Source organism: Kineococcus gypseus (genome assembly GCF_050871305.1).
In the GTDB taxonomy this organism is placed as follows: domain Bacteria; phylum Actinomycetota; class Actinomycetes; order Actinomycetales; family Kineococcaceae; genus Kineococcus; species Kineococcus gypseus.
This window is the reverse complement of the sequence record NZ_JBJLRD010000038.1, coordinates 23288-42582: the sequence shown is the minus strand read 5'-3', so window position 1 is coordinate 42582 and position 19295 is coordinate 23288. Positions and strand designations below refer to the sequence as shown.

Here is a 19295-nt window from a genome sequence, read left to right as displayed (position 1 = left end):
AGCTCCCACAGCTCGTCGGTGATCAGCTGACGAGGCTGAACAGAGGCGTCGGTGGCCATGCGATCCAGGCTGCGCCTGGCTCAGCGCGACACGCCAGAGCTTCAGACCAACTTCTGCAACGGTCTGTTAACCGTGCTGCTCTGCAGCAGGGCCGTACGCCCGTCGCGCGCCAGGTCCAGGACGCGGTGCCCGGCGCCATCGAGCCAGGGAGCCGGCTCCAGCTCGCGGTGACCGCGCCGGCGCGCGTGGTGCCTGCCGTCCACGCTGGTCGTCACGACGTCCAACGCCTCCTGCTCGACCTGCTCCACGCCCACCCCTCCGTCTCCCGCCTCCCACGGGTGGCTCACCGGTGGCCCACCGCCGGTGGACACCCTCGCGCGCTCGTGAGCCCCCTGCTCCGGGAGCGCACGCAGCGCCACCCGCTCGGAGCAGCGGTGGTGAGTGCCGGACGCGCCGCGGAGGAGGCGGCCTAGGATCGGGCGGCCAGCCCGCCGCCCACCCGCAGGAGAGCGCCCGTGATCGTCCTCGTCGGCTTCATGGGCGCGGGCAAGACCACCGTCGGCGGCCTGCTCGCCGGCGAGCTGCACCTGCCGTTCACCGACACCGACCACGTGGTCGAGCAGCGCGCCGGCCGGCCGGTCGCCGAGGTCTTCGCCACCGACGGCGAGGAGGCCTTCCGCGACCTCGAGGAGCGCGCGGTGGCCGACGTCCTCGCCGGCGGCGAGGCGGTCGTCTCCCTCGGCGGGGGCGCCTGCGGGCGCGCCGCCACCCGTGAGCGGCTGCGCGCGCACACCGTGGTGCACCTGCGAGTGGGCCTGGAGCAGGCCCGTGCGCGCACCGGCGACGACCCCGGCCGCCCGGTGCTGCGCCGCCCGGACCTGCCCGAGCTGCACGCGGCCCGCCAGCGCCTGTACGAGGAGGTCGCTACCGTCGGCGTGGCCACGGACGGGCGCACGGCCGAGGAGGTCGCCCGCGAGGTCCTGGCCCGCCTCGACGGCGACACCACCCAGCCCGACCCGGAGGACCGATGAGCAAGACCGGCGCCGAGAGCGTCACCGGCGAGCCCACCCGCATCACCGTGCCCGGTGAGGCCCCCTACGACGTGCTCGTCGGTCGCGGGCTGCTGGGGCGCCTGCGCGGCCTGCTCGGCGAGCGCGTCGCCAAGGTGCTCGTGGTGCACCCGCGCGCGCTGCGCGCCACCGGCGAGGCGGTGCGCGACGACCTGGCCGCGCAGGGCCTGGAGGCGGTGCTGGCGGAGGTGCCCGACGGCGAGGAGGCCAAGACCGCGCAGGTGGCGGCGTTCTGCTGGACGGTGCTGGGCCAGTCCGGCTTCACCCGCTCCGACGCCGTCGTCGGCGTGGGCGGGGGAGCGGTGACCGACCTGGCCGGCTTCGTGGCGGCCACCTGGCTGCGCGGGGTGCGGGTGGTGCAGGTGCCCACCACGCTGCTGGCGATGGTCGACGCCGCCGTGGGCGGCAAGACGGGCATCAACACCGCCGAGGGCAAGAACCTCGTGGGCTCCTTCCACCCCCCGGCCGGGGTGCTGTGCGACCTCGACGCGCTGGACACCCTGCCGCCGAACGACCTGCGCGCCGGGATGGCCGAGGTCGTCAAGTGCGGCTTCATCGCCGACGAGCGCATCCTCGAGCTCGTCGAGGCCGACGTCGAGGCGGCCACCGACCCGCGCTCGCCGGTGCTGGCGGAGCTGATGGAGCGGGCGATCGCGGTCAAGGCGCGCGTGGTGGGCGAGGACCCCAAGGAGTCCGACCTGCGCGAGATCCTCAACTACGGGCACACCTTCGCCCACGCCGTCGAGCTGGTCGAGCGCTACCAGTGGCGCCACGGCGCCGCCGTCAGCGTCGGGCTCGTCTACGTCGCCGAGCTGGCCCGGGTGGCCGGGCGCCTCTCGGACGCCGACGCCGCGCGGCACCGCGCCGTGCTGAGCTCGCTGGGCCTGCCGGTGACGTACCGCGGGGACCGCTGGCCGCAGCTGCTGGAGGCCATGCGGCGCGACAAGAAGTCCCGCGGGGCGCTGCTGCGCTTCGTCGTGCTCGACGGCATCGGGCGCCCCGGGCGCCTGGAGGGCCCGGACCCGGCCCTGCTGCAGGCGGCGTACGCGGAGATCAGCGCCGGCTGAGGCGCGCTCGCCGGCCGGCGACCCGGCCGGTGCGCGGGTGGGGGACGACGGCCACGGTCGGCGCCGGTGCGCCCGCCGGCCCCGGCGCCAGCAGCAGCACGAGCACCGCGGCGAAGGGCACCACTTGCGCGGCCGCCAGGGCCCACTCCTCGCCGACGGTGCGGCTTCCCTGGTAGGCGGCGGCCACCAGCAGCGAGAGCACCGGTGCGCGACGGCGCGCCGCGGCGTCGACCAGCACGGCCGCACCGGCCAGCGAGGCCCAGTGGTAGTGCAGCACCTGCGGCTCCAGCAGCAGCCGGGCGGCCACGCAGGCGAACAGCGCGGCCTCCGGTCGCCGTCGCAGCACGCCCACGGCCAGCACGAGCACCAGGGCGAAGGTGAACTGCGTCAGCCGCGCCGTGGTGGGGTACACCTCGTCGGCCCACCCGGCCACCCCCAGCGGCGTGCCGCCGAAGACGCGCGCGGTGGAGGATCCCACGGCCGAGAGCGCGCCGGGCACCAGCGCGAAGGGCAGCCAGGGCAGGCCCGCGGCGAGCGCGCCCGCCAGCGCGGCACGCAGCCGCCCGCGCCGGGTGGGCAGCGCCAGCACCAGCACCAGCAGGCCCACCGCCCACGGCTTGCCGCCCGCGGCCAGCCCCAGCGCGACCCCGCACGCGCCCGCCCGACCCTCCAGCAGCGCCTGCAGCGCCAGGGCGCCCAGCAGCACGACGGCCACGTCCTCGGGGTGGGTGTAGGTCGTGCAGAACTCCGTCCACACCGGCGTGGCCAGGCAGCCGCCGACGAGCACCGCGACCCGGCTCGCACCGGCCGGGGCGCCCAGCAGCTGCGCGCAGCGCTCGGCGGTGCGCGTCAGCACCCCCAGCGCGAGCCCGCTGAGCACGGCGACCGCGCAGCCGCCCACCGCGTCGGGCAGCAGCCCCAGGGGCGTGGCCACCAGCAGCGGCAGCGGACCGATCCACGTGCCCGGGTGCGCCGCGTAGAACTCCCACGGGTGTACCTGCGGGTCGCGCCCGGCCAGCACCCGCGCGGCCTCCTGGAAGTACCACCAGTCGTCCGGGGCCCCGGAGACCACCAGGTTCGTCAGCACCACCGCCAGCGCCGCACCCGCCACGACGAGGTGCCGGTGGTGCAGCAGGCGCGCGGCCAGCCTCAGCACGGCGCCACCGCCCTCCGCCCGCTCCCGCCGGGCACGAGCAGCGCGAGCACCACCACCAGCGGCAGCGCCTGCAGGGCGGCGACCACCGCGACGCCGTCGGCCAGCCAGCGCGCGTCGTGCAGGACGACGACCGCGGCGATCGTCAGCCACGGGCCGCGGTGGCGGCGGCGCAGCACGTCCGCGGCCAGCGCGGCCACCACCAGCGTGGCGAAGTAGTAGTCCCACGCCTGCGGTTCCAGGGCCAGGCGCGCGGCGATCGCACCGACGGCGCCGAGCTCCCAGCGCCCGCGCGCGACGGCCAGCGCGCAGGTCAGCCCGGCGGCGGCGAACTGCGCCGGGCGCACCCAGCCGGGCACCGGCCCGGCCGGCACGCCCAGCAGCCCCAGCGGCGAGGTGTGCCACACGTCCACCCGGAAGCCGCCCAGCGCCCCCAGCGTGTCCGGCGAGCCGAGCAGGAAGGGCAGCCAGGGCAGGAGCGCGACGAGCGCGGCCGCGGCGGCGCAGCGCCACCGCGGTGCACCGCCGCCCGGCACCGCCGCGGCCAGCGGCACCAGCCCCACCGCCCACGGCTTGCCCGACGCCGCCAGCCCCAGCAGCACGGCTGCCGCGCCGGCGCGCCCGTGCGCGAGGTGCCGCAGCGCGGCGCACAGGGCGACGGCGACCAGCACGTCCTCGGGGTGGGCGTACTCCGCGGCCACCCGCCACCAGTAGACGGCGGCGAACAGCCCGCCCGCCAGGGTGGCGCACGGCACCCACGGCGAGTCGCCGAGCGCCGCACGGGCGCTCCCCTCCAGGAGCGCGCAGCACGCGGGCAGGCACAGCGCCAGCAGGGCGACCAGCAGGGCCGGGCCGACCGGGGCGGGCAGCAGGACCAGCGGGGCGGCCACCAGCAGCGGCAGCGGGCCGATCTGGGTGGCGGGCGAGGCCGCGTACAGGTCCAGCGGCGCGGTGCCCGAGCGGCCCAGCAGCACCTCGACGCCGCCGGCCAGGAAGGGCCAGTCACCGGGCAGGGCGCCGTCGCGCAGGTGCACCAGCGCGGGCACGAGCGCGGCGGCGGCGAGCAGGACGGAGCGGGCCCGGGCCACGGCGGCCAGCCGGGGCGGTGGGGCCGCGGGCAGCGACCAGCGCGGGGCGGGGTGCACGAGGAGTGATCGGCACGTGCGGCACCCGACCGTAGGCCCCGGGGCGCGCGGGCGGCCCGGCGCTCCCCGTCCTCGGTACGATGGGGCCAACCACCCCCGCGCCCGGTCCCGGCCCGCGGGACGCGCACGGACGACGAGACGGACTGAGAGACGACGTGGCATCGACGAACGACCTGAAGAACGGCACCGTGCTGAACCTCGACGGCAACCTCTGGTCGGTGGTCGAGTTCCAGCACGTCAAGCCCGGCAAGGGCGGCGCCTTCGTCCGCACCAAGCTGAAGAACGTGCTCTCCGGCAAGGTCGTCGACCGCACCTTCAACGCCGGCACCAAGGTCGACACCGCGACGGTCGACAAGCGCGACATGCAGTACCTGTACAAGGACGGCGAGGACTTCGTCTTCATGGACTCCTCGACGTACGACCAGATCACCGTCGCGGCCGCCACGGTGGGCGACGCCGCGAACTACATGCTGGAGAGCCAGGAGGTGATCATCGCCACCCACGAGGGCACCCCGCTGTACGTGGAGCTGCCCACCTCCGTGGTGCTGGAGATCACCTACACCGAGCCGGGCCTGCAGGGCGACCGCTCCACCGGCGGCACCAAGCCGGCCACCGTCGAGACCGGCGCGGAGATCCAGGTGCCGCTCTTCCTGGAGCAGGGCACCAAGGTCAAGGTCGACACCCGCACCGGGGACTACCTCGGCCGCGTGAGCTGACGTGGCCGCCCGCCGCAAGGCCCGCCGCCGCGCCCTGGAGGTCCTCTTCGAGGCCGACCAGCGCGGCCTGGAGCCGCTGTCGGTGCTCAGGGACCGCATCCTGCGGGCCGACCCGCCGGTCGGCGACTACGCCGTCACCCTCGTCGAGGGCGTGGTCGCCGAGCTGGCGCGCATCGACGAGGTGCTCTCGACCTACTCCATGGGCTGGACGGTCGACCGGATGCCCGCGGTGGACCGCGCCGTGCTGCGCATGGGCGTGTGGGAGGTCCTGCACGCCGACGACGTGCCCGACCACGTCGCCATCAGCGAGGCCGTGGCGCTGAGCCAGGAGCTGTCCACCGACGAGTCGCCGAAGTTCGTCAACGGCCTGCTGGCGCGCGTGGCGGAGCTGAAGGAGACCCTCACGGCCTGAGGCGCCCCGCGCCGCCACGGCGGCCGCACGCACGACGGCCCGGCCACCCCCCGCGGGGTGACCGGGCCGTCGTGCGTGCGGTGCGTGCCCGCTCAGCCGTGCTCGACGGCGCGGCGGGCGTCGGGGTTGAGCACCCCCCAGGCGATGAACTCGTCGCACAGGGTGGTGGCCGGCACGTCGTAGATGACGGCCAGGGTGCGCAGGTCGTCGGCGCGGATGCTCAGCACCCGGCCGTTGTAGTCGCCGCGCTGGGACTGGATGGTCTTCGCGTAGCGGTCGAGGGGCCCGGCCTTCTCGGCGGGCACCTCCTGCAGGCGCTCGAGGTCGAGCACGAGCCGCGCCGGCGGCTCGGTGCTGCCCTGCGGGGCGCCTTCGGGGAGCAGGGCCGAGACCGGGACCCCGTAGAAGTCGGCCAGCTCAGCCAGCCGCTGGACGGTCACCGCACGGTCGCCGCGCTCGTAGGAGCCGACGACGACGGCCTTCCACCGTCCCTCGGACTTCTCTTCGACGCCGTGCAGGGACAGCCCCTGTTGGGTACGGATGGCGCGAAGGCGCGATCCGAGTGCGCGGGAGTAGTCCGATGCCATGCCAGAATCGTCACGGAGCGTGAAGACCTTCGTCAAGCCGACCCCCCGTGGGCAGCGTCCCGACGGGGTATTTCCACCCTCCCGGCACTCGACCTGTTACTCCATGTGAGCGCTTGATCTCACAACGACAGTGATCGCGAGGTGGGAGCGCCCCGCACGGGCACCACCGGCCCCCTGTAGGGTGGCGACGACCGCGGCCCGGTGCACCGGGCCGCCCCAGACGTCCTTTAAGGATCCGTCCCGTGAGGCGGGGAAGGAGGTCGGTGGTGACCGCTGCCCGGCGCGTGCTCCTCGAGGGGGCCGACGTCTCCAGGGCGCTGACGCGCATCGCCCACGAGCTGCTGGAGGCCAACAAGGGCCCCGGCGACCTGGTCCTGCTGGGCATCCCCACCCGCGGGGTGCCGCTGGCGCGGCGGCTGGCCGCGCGCATCGCGCAGGTCGAGGGCGCGCAGGTGCCCGTGGGCTCCCTGGACGTGACCATGTACCGCGACGACCTGCGCCGGCACCCCACCCGGGGCCTGCTGCCCACCGAGCTGCCCGCCGGCGGCGTCGACGACAGGGTCGTGGTGCTGGTGGACGACGTCCTGTACTCCGGGCGCACCGTGCGCGCCGCGCTGGACGCCCTGAACGACCTGGGCCGCCCGCGCGCCGTGCGCCTGGCCGTCCTCGTCGACCGCGGCCACCGCGAGCTGCCCATCCGCGCCGACCACGTCGGCAAGAACCTGCCCACCTCCTCCGCCGAGCGCGTCAGCGTCCTGCTCGCCGAGCACGACGGGCGCGACGCGGTGGAGATCAGCACCCCGGGCGGTGCGTCCTGATGCGCCACCTGCTCTCCGCCGCCGACCTCGACCGCGACGGCGCCGTGCACGTGCTCGACGTCGCCGAGCAGATGGCCGCCACCCAGCGCCGCGAGATCAAGAAGCTGCCCACGCTGCGCGGGCGCACCGTGGTCAACCTCTTCTTCGAGGACTCCACCCGCACCCGCACCTCCTTCGAGGCCGCCGCCAAGCGGCTGTCCGCGGACGTGATCAACTTCTCCGCCAAGGGCTCGAGCGTGTCCAAGGGCGAGTCGCTGAAGGACACCGCGCTGACCCTGGAGGCCATGGGCGCCGACGCGGTCGTGGTGCGCCACCCCGCCTCCGGCGCCCCGCACCGCCTGGCGCACGCCGGCTGGACGCGCGGGGCGGTGGTCAACGCCGGCGACGGCACCCACGAGCACCCCACCCAGGCGCTGCTGGACGCCTACACCGTGCGCCGGCACCTGCGCCCGGGCCCGGGCGGGCGGGGCGCCGGCGAGGACCTCACCGGCGTGCGCGTGGCCGTCGTCGGCGACGTGCTGCACTCGCGGGTGGCGCGCTCGAACGTGCTGCTGCTGCACACCCTGGGCGCGCACGTCACCCTCGTGGCCCCGCCCACCCTGCTGCCCGTGGGCGTGGGCACCTGGCCGTGCGCGGTCTCCCACGACCTCGACGCGGCGCTGAGCGACGGCGCGCCCGACGCGGTGATGATGCTGCGGGTGCAGGCCGAGCGGATGACGGGCAGCGGCGGGGGCTTCTTCCCCTCCGCGCGCGAGTACAGCCGCCGCTACGGCCTGGACCGGCGCCGCACCGCGCTGCTGCCCGAGCACGCCATCGTCATGCACCCCGGCCCGATGAACCGCGGGCTGGAGATCTCCGCCGACGCCGCCGACGGCGCCCGCTCCACCATCGTGGAGCAGGTCGGCAACGGCGTGGCCGTGCGCATGGCCGTGCTCTACCTGCTGCTGGCCGGCGAGGCGCCGGACGGCCGGACCGACGGGAGCGAGACGTGAGCACCACCCTGGTCACCGGCGCGCGCGTGCTCGGCGGGGAGGTCGCCGACCTGCTGCTGCGCGACGGCGCGATCGCCGAGGTCGGCGCGGGCCTGAGCGCCCCCGAGGGCGCCGACGTCCTCGACGCCGCGGGCCTGATCGCCCTGCCGGGCCTGGTGGACCTGCACACCCACCTGCGCGAGCCGGGCCGCGAGGACGCCGAGACCGTCGAGTCCGGCACCCGCGCCGCGGCCCTGGGCGGCTACACGGCCGTCTTCGCGATGGCCAACACCTACCCCGTGGCCGACACCGCCGGGGTGGTCGAGCAGGTCCAGCGCCTGGGCGAGCAGGCCGGGTGGGTGCGGGTGCGCCCCGTCGGCGCCGTCACCGTGGGCCTGGCCGGGCAGCAGCTGGCCGAGCTGGGCGCCATGGCCGACTCCGCCGCCGCCGTGCGCGTCTTCTCCGACGACGGGCACTGCGTGGCCGACGCCGTCCTGATGCGCCGGGCGCTGGAGTACGTGCGCGCCTTCGACGGCGTGATCGCCCAGCACGCGCAGGAGCCGCGCCTGACCGAGGGCGCGCAGATGAACGAGGGCGTCGTCTCCTCCGTGCTGGGCCTGCGCGGCTGGCCCAGCGTCGCCGAGGAGGCGGTCATCGCCCGCGACGTGCTGCTGGCCGACCACGTCGGCTCCCGCCTGCACGTGTGCCACCTGTCCACCGCCGGCTCCGTGGAGATCGTGCGCTGGGCCAAGGCGCGCGGCGTGCGGGTCACCGCCGAGGTCACCCCCCACCACCTGCTGCTGACCGACGAGCTGGTGCGCGGCTACGACCCCGTCTACAAGGTCAACCCGCCGCTGCGCACGCAGGCGGACGTGGAGGCGGTGCGCGAGGGCCTGGCCGACGGCACCATCGACGTCGTCGCCACCGACCACGCCCCGCACCCGGTGGAGGCCAAGGACTGCGAGTGGTCCGCCGCCGCGATGGGCATGACGGGCCTGGAGACCGCCCTGTCGGTCGTGCAGCACGCCATGGTCGACACCGGCCTGCTCACCTGGGCCGAGGTGGCCGACCGGATGTCCACCGCCCCCGCGCGCATCGGCCGCCTGGCCGGGCACGGCGCGCTGGCCGTCGGCGCCGAGGCGAACCTCGTCCTCGTCGACCCCGCCGCCCGCTGGACGGTGGACCCGGCGGCGATGGCCACCGCCGGGCGCAACTCGCCTTTCCGCGGCACCGAGCTGCCCGGGCGCGTGGTGGCCACCTTCTCCCGCGGGCGCGCCACGGTGCGCGACGGGCGCCTCGTCGAGGGGGAGGGCGGGCGCGGGCCCGGGGGCGACGTGGAGGGGAGCCGGCCGTGAGGTTCGTCTGGGCGGCGGTGCTGCTCGTGGCGCTGCTGCTGCTGTGGCGCATGATGTTCACCGGCTACCGCGGTCGCGCGCTGCGCCAGCGCACCCTGCCGCGACCGGTGGGCTCCAGCGACTGGCAGGCCATGCACGACGCCCTCGAGGGCGTGTACGTGTCCACCACGGACGCGGAGAACGCCCTGGACCGCATCGCCGCGCACGGCCTGGGCACCCGCAGCGCGGTGCTGCTGGGGTTCGTCCCCGAGGGGGTGGGCTTCCTGCGCCAGGGGGCCCGCTCGTTCGTGGTGCCGGCCCGCGACGTGGTCGGCGTCGGGCACGGGCCCGGCATGGTGGGCAAGTGGGTGGGCCGCCCCGACGGCCTGGTGGTGCTGCGCTGGCGCCTGGGCGACCGCGTGGTCGACACCGGCGTCAAGCCGCGCCACCCGGCCGAGGGGGCCCGCTTCGCCCAGCAGGTGGAGGAGCTCGTGCGCGCCACGCGCCGGGCGAGCGGTACGGACGACAGCGGTACGGACGACAGCGGAGGTGCGGAGTGAGCGAGGCGACCACCCGGGGGGCGCGCGGGCCGGCGGTGCTCGTGCTCGAGGACGGGCGCACGTTCCGCGGCCGCGCCTACGGGCGCGTGGGCGAGACGGTCGGCGAGGCGGTCTTCTCCACCGGGATGACCGGCTACCAGGAGACGCTCACCGACCCCAGCTACCACCGCCAGGTCGTCGTCATGACGGCCCCGCACGTGGGCAACACCGGCTGGAACGACGAGGACGACGAGTCCTCGCGCATCTGGGTGGCCGGCTACGTGGTGCGCGACCCCGCCCGCGTGCCCTCCAGCTGGCGCTCGCGGCGCGACCTGGACGCCGAGCTGGACGCCCAGGGCGTGGTCGGCATCTCCGGCGTGGACACCCGCGCCCTGACCCGCCACCTGCGCGAGCGCGGCGCGATGCGCGTGGGCGTCTTCTCCGGCGAGGCCGCGCAGCGCCCCGCCGAGCAGCTGCTGGCCGCCGTGCGCGAGGCGCCGGGCATGACCGGCACCGACCTCGCCTCGCTGGTGAGCACCCCCGAGCCCTACGTGGTGCCGGCCGCCGGCGAGCGGCGCTTCAGCGTCGCCGCGGTGGACCTGGGCATCAAGTCGATGACGCCGCAGCGCCTGGCCGAGCGCGGCGTGGAGGTCACCGTGCTGCCCTCCACCGCCTCGCTGGAGCAGGTGCTCACCTCCGGCCCGGGCGGCACTGCCCCCGACGGGGTGTTCTTCTCCAACGGCCCCGGGGACCCGGCTGCGGCCACCCACGAGATCGAGGTCCTGCAGGGGGTGCTGGAGCGGCGCATCCCCTTCTTCGGCATCTGCTACGGCAACCAGCTGCTCGGCCGCGCCCTCGGCTTCGGCACGTACAAGCTCAAGTACGGCCACCGCGGCATCAACCAGCCGGTGATGGACCTGGCCACCCGCAAGGTGGAGGTCACCGCCCACAACCACGGCTTCGCCGTCGAGGGGCGCGCCGGCGAGGTCCGCTCGACCCCGTACGGGCGCGCCGAGGTCAGCCACGTGTGCCTGAACGACGACGTCGTCGAGGGCCTGCGCTGCCTGGACGCCCCGGCGTTCAGCGTGCAGTACCACCCCGAGGCCGCCGCCGGCCCGCACGACGCCTCCTACCTCTTCGACCGCTTCCTCGCCCTCATGGAGGGCACCCCCGCCGCGCGGCTCGTGGACGACACGGGCGTCGCCGACACCACCGAGAAGGACGCCTGATGCCCCGCCGCACCGACATCTCCTCGGTCCTCGTCATCGGCTCCGGGCCGATCGTCATCGGCCAGGCCGCGGAGTTCGACTACTCCGGCACCCAGGCGTGCCGGGTGCTCAAGGCCGAGGGCCTGCGCGTGGTGCTGGTGAACTCCAACCCCGCGACGATCATGACGGACCCGGAGGTGGCCGACGCCACCTACGTCGAGCCCATCACCCCCGCCGCCGTCGAGGCGATCATCGCCCGCGAGAAGCCGGACGCGCTGCTGGCCACCCTGGGCGGGCAGACCGCGCTGAACACCGCGATCGCCCTGTTCGAGTCCGGGGTCCTCGAGGAGCACGGCGTGGAGCTCATCGGCGCCGACGTCGACGCCATCAAGCTCGGCGAGGACCGGCTGCTGTTCAAGGGCGTCGTCGAGCGCTGCGGCGCCGAGAGCGCGCGCAGCCACCTGTGCCACTCCATGGACGAGGTCCTCGCCGCCGCCGGCGACCTCGGCTACCCCGTCGTGGTGCGCCCCAGCTTCACCATGGGCGGCCTGGGCTCGGGCTTCGCCTACGACGAGGAGGACCTGCGCCGCATCGCCGGGCAGGGCCTGCACCACTCGCCGGTCACCGAGGTGCTCCTGGAGGAGTCCATCCTCGGCTGGAAGGAGTACGAGCTCGAGCTCATGCGCGACCGCGCCGACAACGTCGTGGTCGTCTGCTCCATCGAGAACTTCGACCCGATGGGCGTGCACACCGGCGACTCCATCACGGTGGCCCCGGCGATGACGCTGACCGACCGCGAGTACCAGCGCATGCGCGACATCGGCATCGCCGTCATCCGCGAGGTCGGCGTCGACACCGGCGGCTGCAACATCCAGTTCGCCGTCAACCCCGCCGACGGGCGCATCATCGTCATCGAGATGAACCCGCGCGTCTCACGCTCCTCGGCGCTGGCGTCGAAGGCCACCGGGTTCCCCATCGCGAAGATCGCCGCGCGCCTGGCCGTGGGCTACACCCTCGACGAGATCCCCAACGACATCACCCGCTCCACCCCGGCCAGCTTCGAGCCGACGCTGGACTACGTCGTCGTCAAGGTCCCGCGCTTCGCGTTCGAGAAGTTCCCCGCCGCCGACCCCACGCTGACCACGACGATGAAGAGCGTCGGCGAGGCCATGGCGATGGGCCGCAACTTCACCGAGGCGCTGCAGAAGGCGCTGCGCAGCACCGAGAAGCGCGGCGCCCCCTTCACCTGGGCCGGCGACCCCGGCGACCTGCGCGACCTGCTGCAGCGCGTGCGCCAGCCCACCGACGAGCGCATCGGGCTGGTCATGCGCGCCGTGCGCGCCGGCGCCAGCCCCGAGGAGCTCTTCGAGGCGACCCGCATCGACCCGTGGTTCCTCGACCAGCTCTTCCTGCTCGACGAGATCGCCGTGGAGGTGCGCGAGGCCGACGAGCTGACCGCCGACCTGCTGCGCCACGCCAAGCGCCACGGGTTCTCCGACGCCCAGATCGGCGAGCTGCGGCACATGGACGAGGCCGTCGTGCGCGGGGTGCGCCACGCCCTGGGCATCCGCCCGGTCTACAAGACCGTCGACACCTGCGCCGCCGAGTTCGCCGCGGCCACCCCGTACCACTACTCCAGCTACGACGAGGAGGACGAGACCCGCCCGCGCGAGCGGCCCGCCATCGTCATCCTCGGCTCCGGGCCCAACCGCATCGGGCAGGGCGTGGAGTTCGACTACTCGTGCGTGCACGCCAGCTTCGCGCTGCGCGAGGCCGGGTTCGAGACCGTCATGGTCAACTGCAACCCCGAGACGGTCTCCACCGACTACGACACCTCCGACCGGCTGTACTTCGAGCCGCTGACCCTGGAGGACGTGCTGGAGGTCGTGCACGCCGAGACGCGCTGCGGCCCGGTGGCCGGCGTCATCGTCCAGCTCGGCGGGCAGACCCCGCTGGGCCTGGCGGCGAAGCTGGAGGAGGCCGGCGTGCCGGTCATCGGCACCTCCCCGGCCGCGATCGACCTGGCCGAGGAGCGCGGCGCCTTCGGCCGCGTCCTCGAGCGCGCCGGGCTGCTCGCCCCCAAGCACGGCACCGCCTCCTCCTTCCCCGAGGCGCGCGCCATCGCCGCCGGCATCGGCTACCCGGTGCTGGTGCGCCCCAGCTACGTCCTCGGTGGTCGCGGCATGCAGATCGTCTACGACGAGGCCTCGCTCGAGGAGTACATGGCCACCGCCACCGAGGTCTCCCCGGAGCGCCCGGTGCTGGTGGACCGCTTCCTCGACGACGCCGTCGAGATCGACGTCGACGCCCTCTTCGACGGCGAGGAGATGTACCTCGGCGGGATCATGGAGCACATCGAGGAGGCCGGCATCCACTCCGGCGACTCCGCGTGCGTGATCCCCCCGGCCACGCTGGGGCGCTCGGAGCTGGAGCGGGTGCGCCGCGCCACCGAGGCCATCGCCCGCGGCGTGGGCGTGCGCGGCCTGCTCAACGTGCAGTTCGCCCTGGCCGCCGGGGTGCTCTACGTCCTCGAGGCCAACCCGCGCGCCTCGCGCACCGTGCCGTTCGTCTCCAAGGCCACCGGCGTGCCGCTGGCCAAGGCCGCCGCGCGCCTGATGGCCGGCACCACCGTGCGCGAGCTGCGCGCCGAGGGGCTGCTGCCCGCCCGCGGCGACGGCGGCGTCCTGCCGCCGTCCTCGCCGGTGTCGGTGAAGGAGGCCGTCCTGCCGTTCGCGCGCTTCCGCACCGCGCGCGGCGACGTCGTGGACTCCCTGCTGGGCCCGGAGATGCGCTCCACCGGCGAGGTGATGGGCATCGACGCGGACTTCCCCACGGCGTTCGGCAAGGCGCAGACCGCCGCCTACGGCGGCCTGCCCACCACCGGCACGGTCTTCATCTCCGTGGCCGACCGCGACAAGCGCGCGATGGTCTTCCCCGTCAAGCGCCTGGCCGACCTCGGTTTCACCCTGCTGGCCACCGAGGGCACCGCGGACGTGCTGCGCCGCAACGGCATCGCCTCCACCGTGGTGCGCAAGCACTCCGAGGGCACCGGCGAGGGCGGCGAGCTGACGATCGTCGGGCAGATCGGCGCCGGGCAGGTCGCGATGGTCGTGAACACCCCCTCGGGGGACAAGGCCCGCGCCGACGGCTACGAGATTCGCGCCGCCTCCACCGCCGTCGGCGCCCCGATCATCACCACGGTGCAGGAGCTGGCCGCCGCGGTGCAGGCCATCGAGGCGCTGCGCGCCGGGCACGGCACGAGCGTCGCGCCGCTGCAGGAGCACGCCGCGGCCCTGGCCGCCGCCTGGGACGGCTTCCGGGCGTGAGCGCGGTGCCGGCCGCGGCGGGGGAGCGCTTCGGCGCGCGCCTGGCCGCGGCCGTCGCCGCGCACGGCCCGCTGTGCGCGGGCATCGACGCGCACCCCGCCCTGCTGGCGGCGTGGGGCCTGGGCGACGACATCGCCGGCCTGGAGCGCTTCTCGCGCACCGTCGTCGACGCCCTCGCCGGGCACGTCGCGGCCCTGAAGCCGCAGGCGGCGTTCTTCGAGCGGCACGGCTCGCGCGGGCTGGCCGTGCTCGAGCGCGTCCTGGCCGACGCCCGCGACGCCGGCGTGCTCACCGTCGTCGACGCCAAGCGCGGCGACGTCGGCTCCACCATGGCCGCCTACGCCGACGCCTTCGCCGGCGACTCCCCGCTGGCCGGCGACGCCGTCACCGCCTCGCCGTACCTGGGCTTCGGCTCGCTGCGCCCGCTGCTCGACGTCGCCGCCGAGCACGGGCGAGGGGTGTTCGTCCTGGCGCTGACGTCCAACCCGGAGGGGGCCGGCGTGCAGCACGCGCGCGACGCCGACGGGCGCGCGGTGGCGCGCGCGGTCGCCGAGGCCGCGGCCGCGGAGAACGCCGGCGCGCAGCCGGTGGGCGACGTGGGCCTCGTCGTCGGCGCCACCGTCGGCGGCGCCGTCGGCGAGCTCGGCATCGACCTGGCCGCCGTCAACGGCTGGCTGCTGGCGCCGGGGGTGGGGGCGCAGGGTGCCACCGCCGAGGACCTGCGCACCGTCTTCGGCGCCGCGCGCGGCGCCGTGCTCGCCGCCAGCTCGCGCGAGGTGCTGGCCGCCGGGCCGGACCCGTCCGCCCTGCGCGCGGCGGCCCGGCGCACCGCCGACGCGGTGCGCTCCGCGCTCACCGCCGGCTGAGCGCCCGGGGCGGGGTCCCGAACCGCGAGGACCGCTCCCTGGCGCACCGCCTCGTTCGTTCGTAACTTCCGGTTACCGCGGCCAGTGCGCTCGCCGGACCGGCGAGCGGAGCGGACGATCAACCGGTGCGCGCGTCGGGCGTGATGGCCCCGGCCGCCCACAGGGCCGCCTGCAGCAGGGCCGCCTCCACGACGGCCGCGTCGGGCGCCAGGGGCACCGGGTCGGCGAACGGGTCGGCACCGGGGTCGGCGCCCCGCGCGAGCCGCACGGTGCGGTCGGCGTCGTCCGGCACGGGGTCCTCCTCGTGCCAGTGCCACTCCTGGGTCAGGCGGTCGGCCTCGGGCCCGTGGAACGACGCGTAGTCGACCGGGTGGACCGCGCCGTCGGCGCACACGAGGTAGCAGGCCGGCAGGCCCCGCAGGTCCGGCTCGCGCAGGTCCGGCTCGCGCAGGTCCGGGTCGCGGCGCTGGCCGGGCACCGGGGCCGGCCCCGTGCGCGCCGGCCGGTCCCCGGGCGCGGGGGGCAGGGCGAGCAGGTGACCGGTGGCGAACGGGCGCCACCCCGCCGCCCGCTCCGCCGAGCGGGGCGCGGTCGCGGTGCCCCGCCGCGCCGCGCGCCGCCACCGCGCCGGTGCCGCCCGCTCCGGGCGCAGCGCCGTGACGGGGCGGCGGCCGTGGCGCTCGGCGCGCTCGGCGTACCAGGCGGCGACCTCCGCGAACGCCCGCGGCGTCGAGGCGTCCGGGGCGAGCACCGGCGGGGCGGTGCGCTCGGCCGTCACCCGCGCCGGGGCGGGGGCGGCGAGCAGTTCGCGGCTCAGGCGCCACGCCTCCTCGTCGCAGGCCCGCCGGAGGTCGCCCGGCGCGGCCCCCGGCGCCGGGTCCGCGGCGCCCGTCGCCACCGGCGCCCGCACCTGCCCCCTCGCGCCCGTGGCGCCGGGTGCGCCGATCCACACGGGCGTGCCGATGACCACCCGGTGCAGGCGCTGGTAGCCGTGGCGGCCCAGGGCGTCCGTGACCGGCACGGTCACGTCCTCCTGCGCCAGGTGCACGCGCAGCAGGACGTCCGCGTCCGTGCGCGGGCCGGTGAAGCGCGAGGCCTGGAAGGCCGCCAGGGCCGCCTCGGCGTAGCCGCGCGGGTGGTGCGCGGCGTCCTGGCGGCTGCGCTCGGCGGCGGCGGGGTCGACCCGGGTGCCGGGGCGGTCGCTGACCACCTGCTCGACGAGGTCGTACAGGGCGCTCCACGCGGTGCTGGTGCCCGCGCCCACCGGCAGGTCGTCGCCGCCCGCGCGGTGGTGGGTGGAGCCGACCATGGCCAGGCACACGGGCCCGCGCGCGGTGGCCACGCACCCGAGGTAGCCGACGACGGGGTGGCCGCCGGCGTCGTCGTGCAGGTGCCGCAGCACCGCCACGCGCTGCTCGAGCAGCGGCAGGCGGGCGCGCACGTACGAGCCCGGCAGGGGCGGGAGGACGTCGTCGAGGCGGCTGGTGCGCCGGTCGGCGGCCCGCGTAGCCACCTCGACCAGCCGCCGCGGGTCGGCCGGGTCCACGGGCGCGCCGCCCTGCTCGGCCGCGCGCCGGGCCTCCCACCGCCCGGCCAGCTCCCGCAGCAGCGGCGGGGACAGGTACGGGTGGCTCGGGTGCTGCGGGCCCATCGCTGGCTGCTCCCTCCGCCTCGTCCGGCCGTCCCTGGCGCGGCGGCACCCACGGTCGGTCACCCGCCCGCGCAGCGCAAGGGGGTGCCCGGGAGACGGCGGGGGTCGGAGGGCCGCGGGGCGGTGCCCGTCAGGCCGGCTCGCCGACGGCCACGCTCGCCGCGCGCCGGGCGTCGTTGTGGACGTCGGTGGGCGCCTTGCGGTGCTGCCGCAGCGAGTACGCCACCGCGGCCGCCCACGCCAGCGCGATCACCGCGTAGACGGCGAAGCGCGCGGGGTTCTCGCCCTGGTCGATCCAGTCGCTGCGCACCAGGGTGCGGGTGTTCGTCAGGACGATCAGGCCGCCGACGGCCGAGCCCAGCACCCGCGGGGGCAGGTGCCGCACCAGCCACGCGGCGATCGGCGCGGCGATCACGCCGCCGACGAGCAGCGCCGCGGCCCAGCTCGCGTTCACGCCCTGCGTCCCCAGGCCGAGGAGGAACCCCAGGCTGGCGGCCAGGGCCACGAGGAACTCCGAGGTGTCGATCGAACCGATGGTCTTGCGCGGTTCGAGCCGCCCGCTGGCCAGGATCGCCGGGGTGCCCACGGGTCCCCAGCCCCCGCCGCCGGTGGCGTCGACGAAACCGCCGACGAGGCCGAGCGGTCCCAGGAACCTCTTGCGCAGCGGCCGGCCCAGCCGACCGACGGGCAGGCCGAAGGCGGTGAAGCGCACCAGGACGTACACGCCCAGCACCAGCAGGATCAGGGACATGACCGGCGCGGCCACCTCCGTGGAGAGGCTGGAGAGCACCGTGGCGCCCAGGAAGGCGCCCACCGCACCGGGGATCCCGATGCGGGCGACGACCTTCCAGTCGACGTTGCCGAACTTCCAGTGCGAGACGCCGGAGACGAAGGTCGTCCCGATCTCCGCGAGGTGGACGGTGGCCGAGGCCGCCGCGGGGTTCGTGCCCGCGGCCAGCAGCAGCGTGCTGGACGTGACGCCGTAGGCCATGCCGAGGCTGCCGTCCACGAGCTGGGCGAACAGGCCCACGACGGCCAGGACGATGAGGGTGCGCACGGGGTGGGGCCTTCCGACGAGGGGCCCGCACGAGCGCGCGGGCGGGGGCCGATCGACGAGGAGGGGTCCGGGCACCACCCGGGGGGACCGGGGGCGCGCTCAGGACCGGGGGGCGGACGGCGGCCGCGGGGGGAGGGCCGTCAGCGGGTCGCGTCGGCGCAACAGATCGCGCTCGCACAGCGTCGCAGGTCGACGTGCGTGCGAGCGACGAGGAGCACTCCGTGCCGGAGCCCGCCCGTGCGCATGGGACCTGAGACTGCCCAGCCCCGTCCACCTTGTCAACACCTCGTCGACGCCACGCCGGTCTCCGCCGACGCGTCGCCGACCACCGCGCCGACCACCGCGCCGACCGGGAGGTGCCGGGCCCCGCGGCGCCGCGGGTCCCCGCGGAGGTGGACCCGCTGAGCTCCTGGAGGGTTTCCCGCTCGGGAGCTCGCACGGGGAGTTCCTGAGGGGCGTTCGCGGCGGGGTTCCCGGACCGGGGTGCGCGCACGGCCGGTGCGGGTAACCTCCGGGGACATGCCCCCCGCCCTGCGCCCCTACCTGGTGTGCGCGTCGCAACGCAGCGGCAGCACCGTCCTGTGCGAAACCCTGCGCTCCACCGGGGTCGCCGGGAACCCGTTGGAGCACTTCGAGTTCCTGCGCACCTCGGGCCGGCCGCCGCAGCCGCGCGAGTGGTTCGCCGGTGTGGACGACCCCGGGTTGCTGGCCCTGCTCGCACCCCTGGAGCAGGGTTCCCCGCCGAGCGAGGGCCCGGTGGAGTGGCGCTCGCGGGTGCTGGCCGAGGGCCGCACGCCGAACGGCGTGTGGGGCGGCAAGCTCATGTGGAACCAGGTGGGTGAGCTCCTCGCCCGCCTCGAGGGGCTGCCCGGGCGCAGCGGGACGGACCTGCGCAGCGCGGTCGCCGACCTGCTGGGCGAGGAGCCCGTCTACGTGCACGTGCACCGCCCCGACGTCGTGGCGCAGGCGGTGTCGATGTGGCGGGCGGTGCAGACGCAGCGCTGGCGCGACGACGGCGCACCGGCCGGCGACGACGGCGCGGTCTACCACGCCGACGGCATCGCCCACCTGGAGGCGGTCCTGCTCGAGCAGGAGCGCTCCTGGCGGCGCTGGTTCGAGGACGAGGGGATCGAGCCGGTGCGCATCGGGTTCGACGACCTCAAGGCGGACGTGCGCGCCGCCGCGGCGCGCGTGCTGGAGGCCGTCGGCCTGCCGGGCGTGCCGGTGTCCCCGCCCACGATGCGCCGGCAGGGCGACGGCCGCTCGAAGCAGTGGGCCGAGCGCTACCGCTCCGAGCGGGCCGGCGCGGGAGGAGCGGCGTGAGCGCGGCGGCGCCCACCGGCGCGCTGCGCGCGGACGCCAGCCGCGGGGACGA

General features: G+C 76.1%; 19 protein-coding genes. 12 read left to right on the top strand and 7 right to left on the bottom strand.

What is annotated here, in order from left to right; all coding sequences use genetic code 11:
* Positions 1-101: 101 nt before the first annotated feature.
* Positions 102-308, bottom strand: coding sequence for a hypothetical protein (locus ACRYMN_RS14530; protein WP_432496434.1), 207 nt, complete (start codon positions 306-308; stop codon positions 102-104).
* A 207-nt stretch (positions 309-515) separates the two neighbouring features.
* Here ACRYMN_RS14530 and ACRYMN_RS14525 point away from each other — a divergent pair, with 207 nt between their 5' ends.
* Positions 516-1031 carry a shikimate kinase gene (locus ACRYMN_RS14525; RefSeq protein WP_432496432.1) on the top strand — a complete coding sequence of 172 codons (516 nt, stop codon included), beginning with the start codon at positions 516-518 and terminating at the stop codon, positions 1029-1031.
* Entirely contained in the window at positions 1028-2137 is a 1110-nt protein-coding gene (gene aroB / locus ACRYMN_RS14520) for a 3-dehydroquinate synthase (RefSeq protein WP_432496430.1), read from the top strand. The genes ACRYMN_RS14525 and aroB overlap by 4 nt, the downstream gene beginning before the upstream one ends.
* Here the strand turns inward: aroB and ACRYMN_RS14515 are convergent.
* Both ACRYMN_RS14515 and ACRYMN_RS14510 read right to left on the bottom strand, forming a co-directional pair.
* Positions 2124-3293 carry a hypothetical protein gene (locus tag ACRYMN_RS14515; protein ID WP_432496428.1) on the bottom strand — a complete coding sequence of 390 codons (1170 nt, stop codon included), beginning with the start codon at positions 3291-3293 and terminating at the stop codon, positions 2124-2126. The genes aroB and ACRYMN_RS14515 overlap by 14 nt on opposite strands.
* Positions 3287-4435, bottom strand: a complete 1149-nt coding sequence (locus tag ACRYMN_RS14510; RefSeq protein WP_432496425.1) for a hypothetical protein — start codon at positions 4433-4435, stop codon at positions 3287-3289. Before ACRYMN_RS14510 ends, ACRYMN_RS14515 begins: the two co-directional genes overlap by 7 nt.
* A 155-nt stretch (positions 4436-4590) precedes the next feature.
* Here ACRYMN_RS14510 and efp point away from each other — a divergent pair, with 155 nt between their 5' ends.
* Together efp and nusB are read left to right on the top strand one after the other, a co-directional pair.
* Entirely contained in the window at positions 4591-5151 is a 561-nt protein-coding gene (gene efp / locus ACRYMN_RS14505) for an elongation factor P (RefSeq protein ID WP_432496422.1), read from the top strand.
* 1 nt (position 5152) lies between these two features.
* Positions 5153-5563 carry a transcription antitermination factor NusB gene (gene nusB, locus ACRYMN_RS14500; RefSeq protein ID WP_432496419.1) on the top strand — a complete coding sequence of 137 codons (411 nt, stop codon included), beginning with the start codon at positions 5153-5155 and terminating at the stop codon, positions 5561-5563.
* Positions 5564-5655: 92 nt separating this feature from the next.
* On the opposite strand, the gene bldD is transcribed toward nusB, so the two are convergent.
* Positions 5656-6150, bottom strand: a complete 495-nt coding sequence (gene bldD / locus ACRYMN_RS14495; protein ID WP_166609695.1) for a transcriptional regulator BldD — start codon at positions 6148-6150, stop codon at positions 5656-5658.
* A 266-nt stretch (positions 6151-6416) separates the two neighbouring features.
* Here bldD and pyrR point away from each other — a divergent pair, with 266 nt between their 5' ends.
* Genes pyrR through pyrF form a run of 7 tightly spaced genes read left to right on the top strand, consistent with a single transcriptional unit; the run spans position 6417 to position 15212 of the window.
* Positions 6417-6968, top strand: coding sequence for a bifunctional pyr operon transcriptional regulator/uracil phosphoribosyltransferase PyrR (gene pyrR / locus ACRYMN_RS14490; RefSeq protein WP_432496417.1), 552 nt, complete (start codon positions 6417-6419; stop codon positions 6966-6968).
* Positions 6968-7960, top strand: coding sequence for an aspartate carbamoyltransferase catalytic subunit (locus ACRYMN_RS14485; RefSeq protein ID WP_432496414.1), 993 nt, complete (start codon positions 6968-6970; stop codon positions 7958-7960). The genes pyrR and ACRYMN_RS14485 overlap by 1 nt, the downstream gene beginning before the upstream one ends.
* Positions 7957-9294, top strand: a complete 1338-nt coding sequence (locus ACRYMN_RS14480) for a dihydroorotase (protein WP_432496411.1) — start codon at positions 7957-7959, stop codon at positions 9292-9294. The genes ACRYMN_RS14485 and ACRYMN_RS14480 overlap by 4 nt, the downstream gene beginning before the upstream one ends.
* Positions 9291-9833, top strand: a complete 543-nt coding sequence (locus ACRYMN_RS14475; protein WP_432496409.1) for a PH-like domain-containing protein — start codon at positions 9291-9293, stop codon at positions 9831-9833. The genes ACRYMN_RS14480 and ACRYMN_RS14475 overlap by 4 nt, the downstream gene beginning before the upstream one ends.
* On the top strand, positions 9830-11041 hold the full coding sequence (gene carA / locus ACRYMN_RS14470; protein ID WP_432496406.1) for a glutamine-hydrolyzing carbamoyl-phosphate synthase small subunit: 1212 nt from the start codon (positions 9830-9832) through the stop codon (positions 11039-11041). Before ACRYMN_RS14475 ends, carA begins: the two co-directional genes overlap by 4 nt.
* Entirely contained in the window at positions 11041-14346 is a 3306-nt protein-coding gene (gene carB, locus ACRYMN_RS14465) for a carbamoyl-phosphate synthase large subunit (RefSeq protein WP_432496404.1), read from the top strand. The genes carA and carB overlap by 1 nt, the downstream gene beginning before the upstream one ends.
* A gap of 5 nt (positions 14347-14351) precedes the next feature.
* Positions 14352-15212, top strand: a complete 861-nt coding sequence (gene pyrF / locus ACRYMN_RS14460; protein ID WP_432496445.1) for an orotidine-5'-phosphate decarboxylase — start codon at positions 14352-14354, stop codon at positions 15210-15212.
* A gap of 118 nt (positions 15213-15330) precedes the next feature.
* Here pyrF and ACRYMN_RS14455 read toward each other — a convergent pair whose 3' ends face one another.
* The 3 genes from ACRYMN_RS14455 to ACRYMN_RS14445 form a co-directional block, all read right to left on the bottom strand.
* Positions 15331-16863: a hypothetical protein gene (locus ACRYMN_RS14455; RefSeq protein WP_432496402.1), complete on the bottom strand. Its 1533-nt coding sequence runs from the start codon at positions 16861-16863 to the stop codon at positions 15331-15333.
* Between the two features lie 130 nt (positions 16864-16993).
* Entirely contained in the window at positions 16994-17920 is a 927-nt protein-coding gene (locus ACRYMN_RS14450; protein ID WP_432496399.1) for a sulfite exporter TauE/SafE family protein, read from the bottom strand.
* Between the two features lie 140 nt (positions 17921-18060).
* Complete coding sequence (locus tag ACRYMN_RS14445; RefSeq protein WP_432496396.1) at positions 18061-18165, bottom strand: putative leader peptide; 105 nt, start codon at positions 18163-18165, stop codon at positions 18061-18063.
* Between the two features lie 274 nt (positions 18166-18439).
* On the opposite strand from ACRYMN_RS14445, the gene ACRYMN_RS14440 reads away from it, so the two are divergent.
* Positions 18440-19243: a Stf0 family sulfotransferase gene (locus ACRYMN_RS14440; protein ID WP_432496394.1), complete on the top strand. Its 804-nt coding sequence runs from the start codon at positions 18440-18442 to the stop codon at positions 19241-19243.
* Positions 19244-19295: the final 52 nt, after the last annotated feature.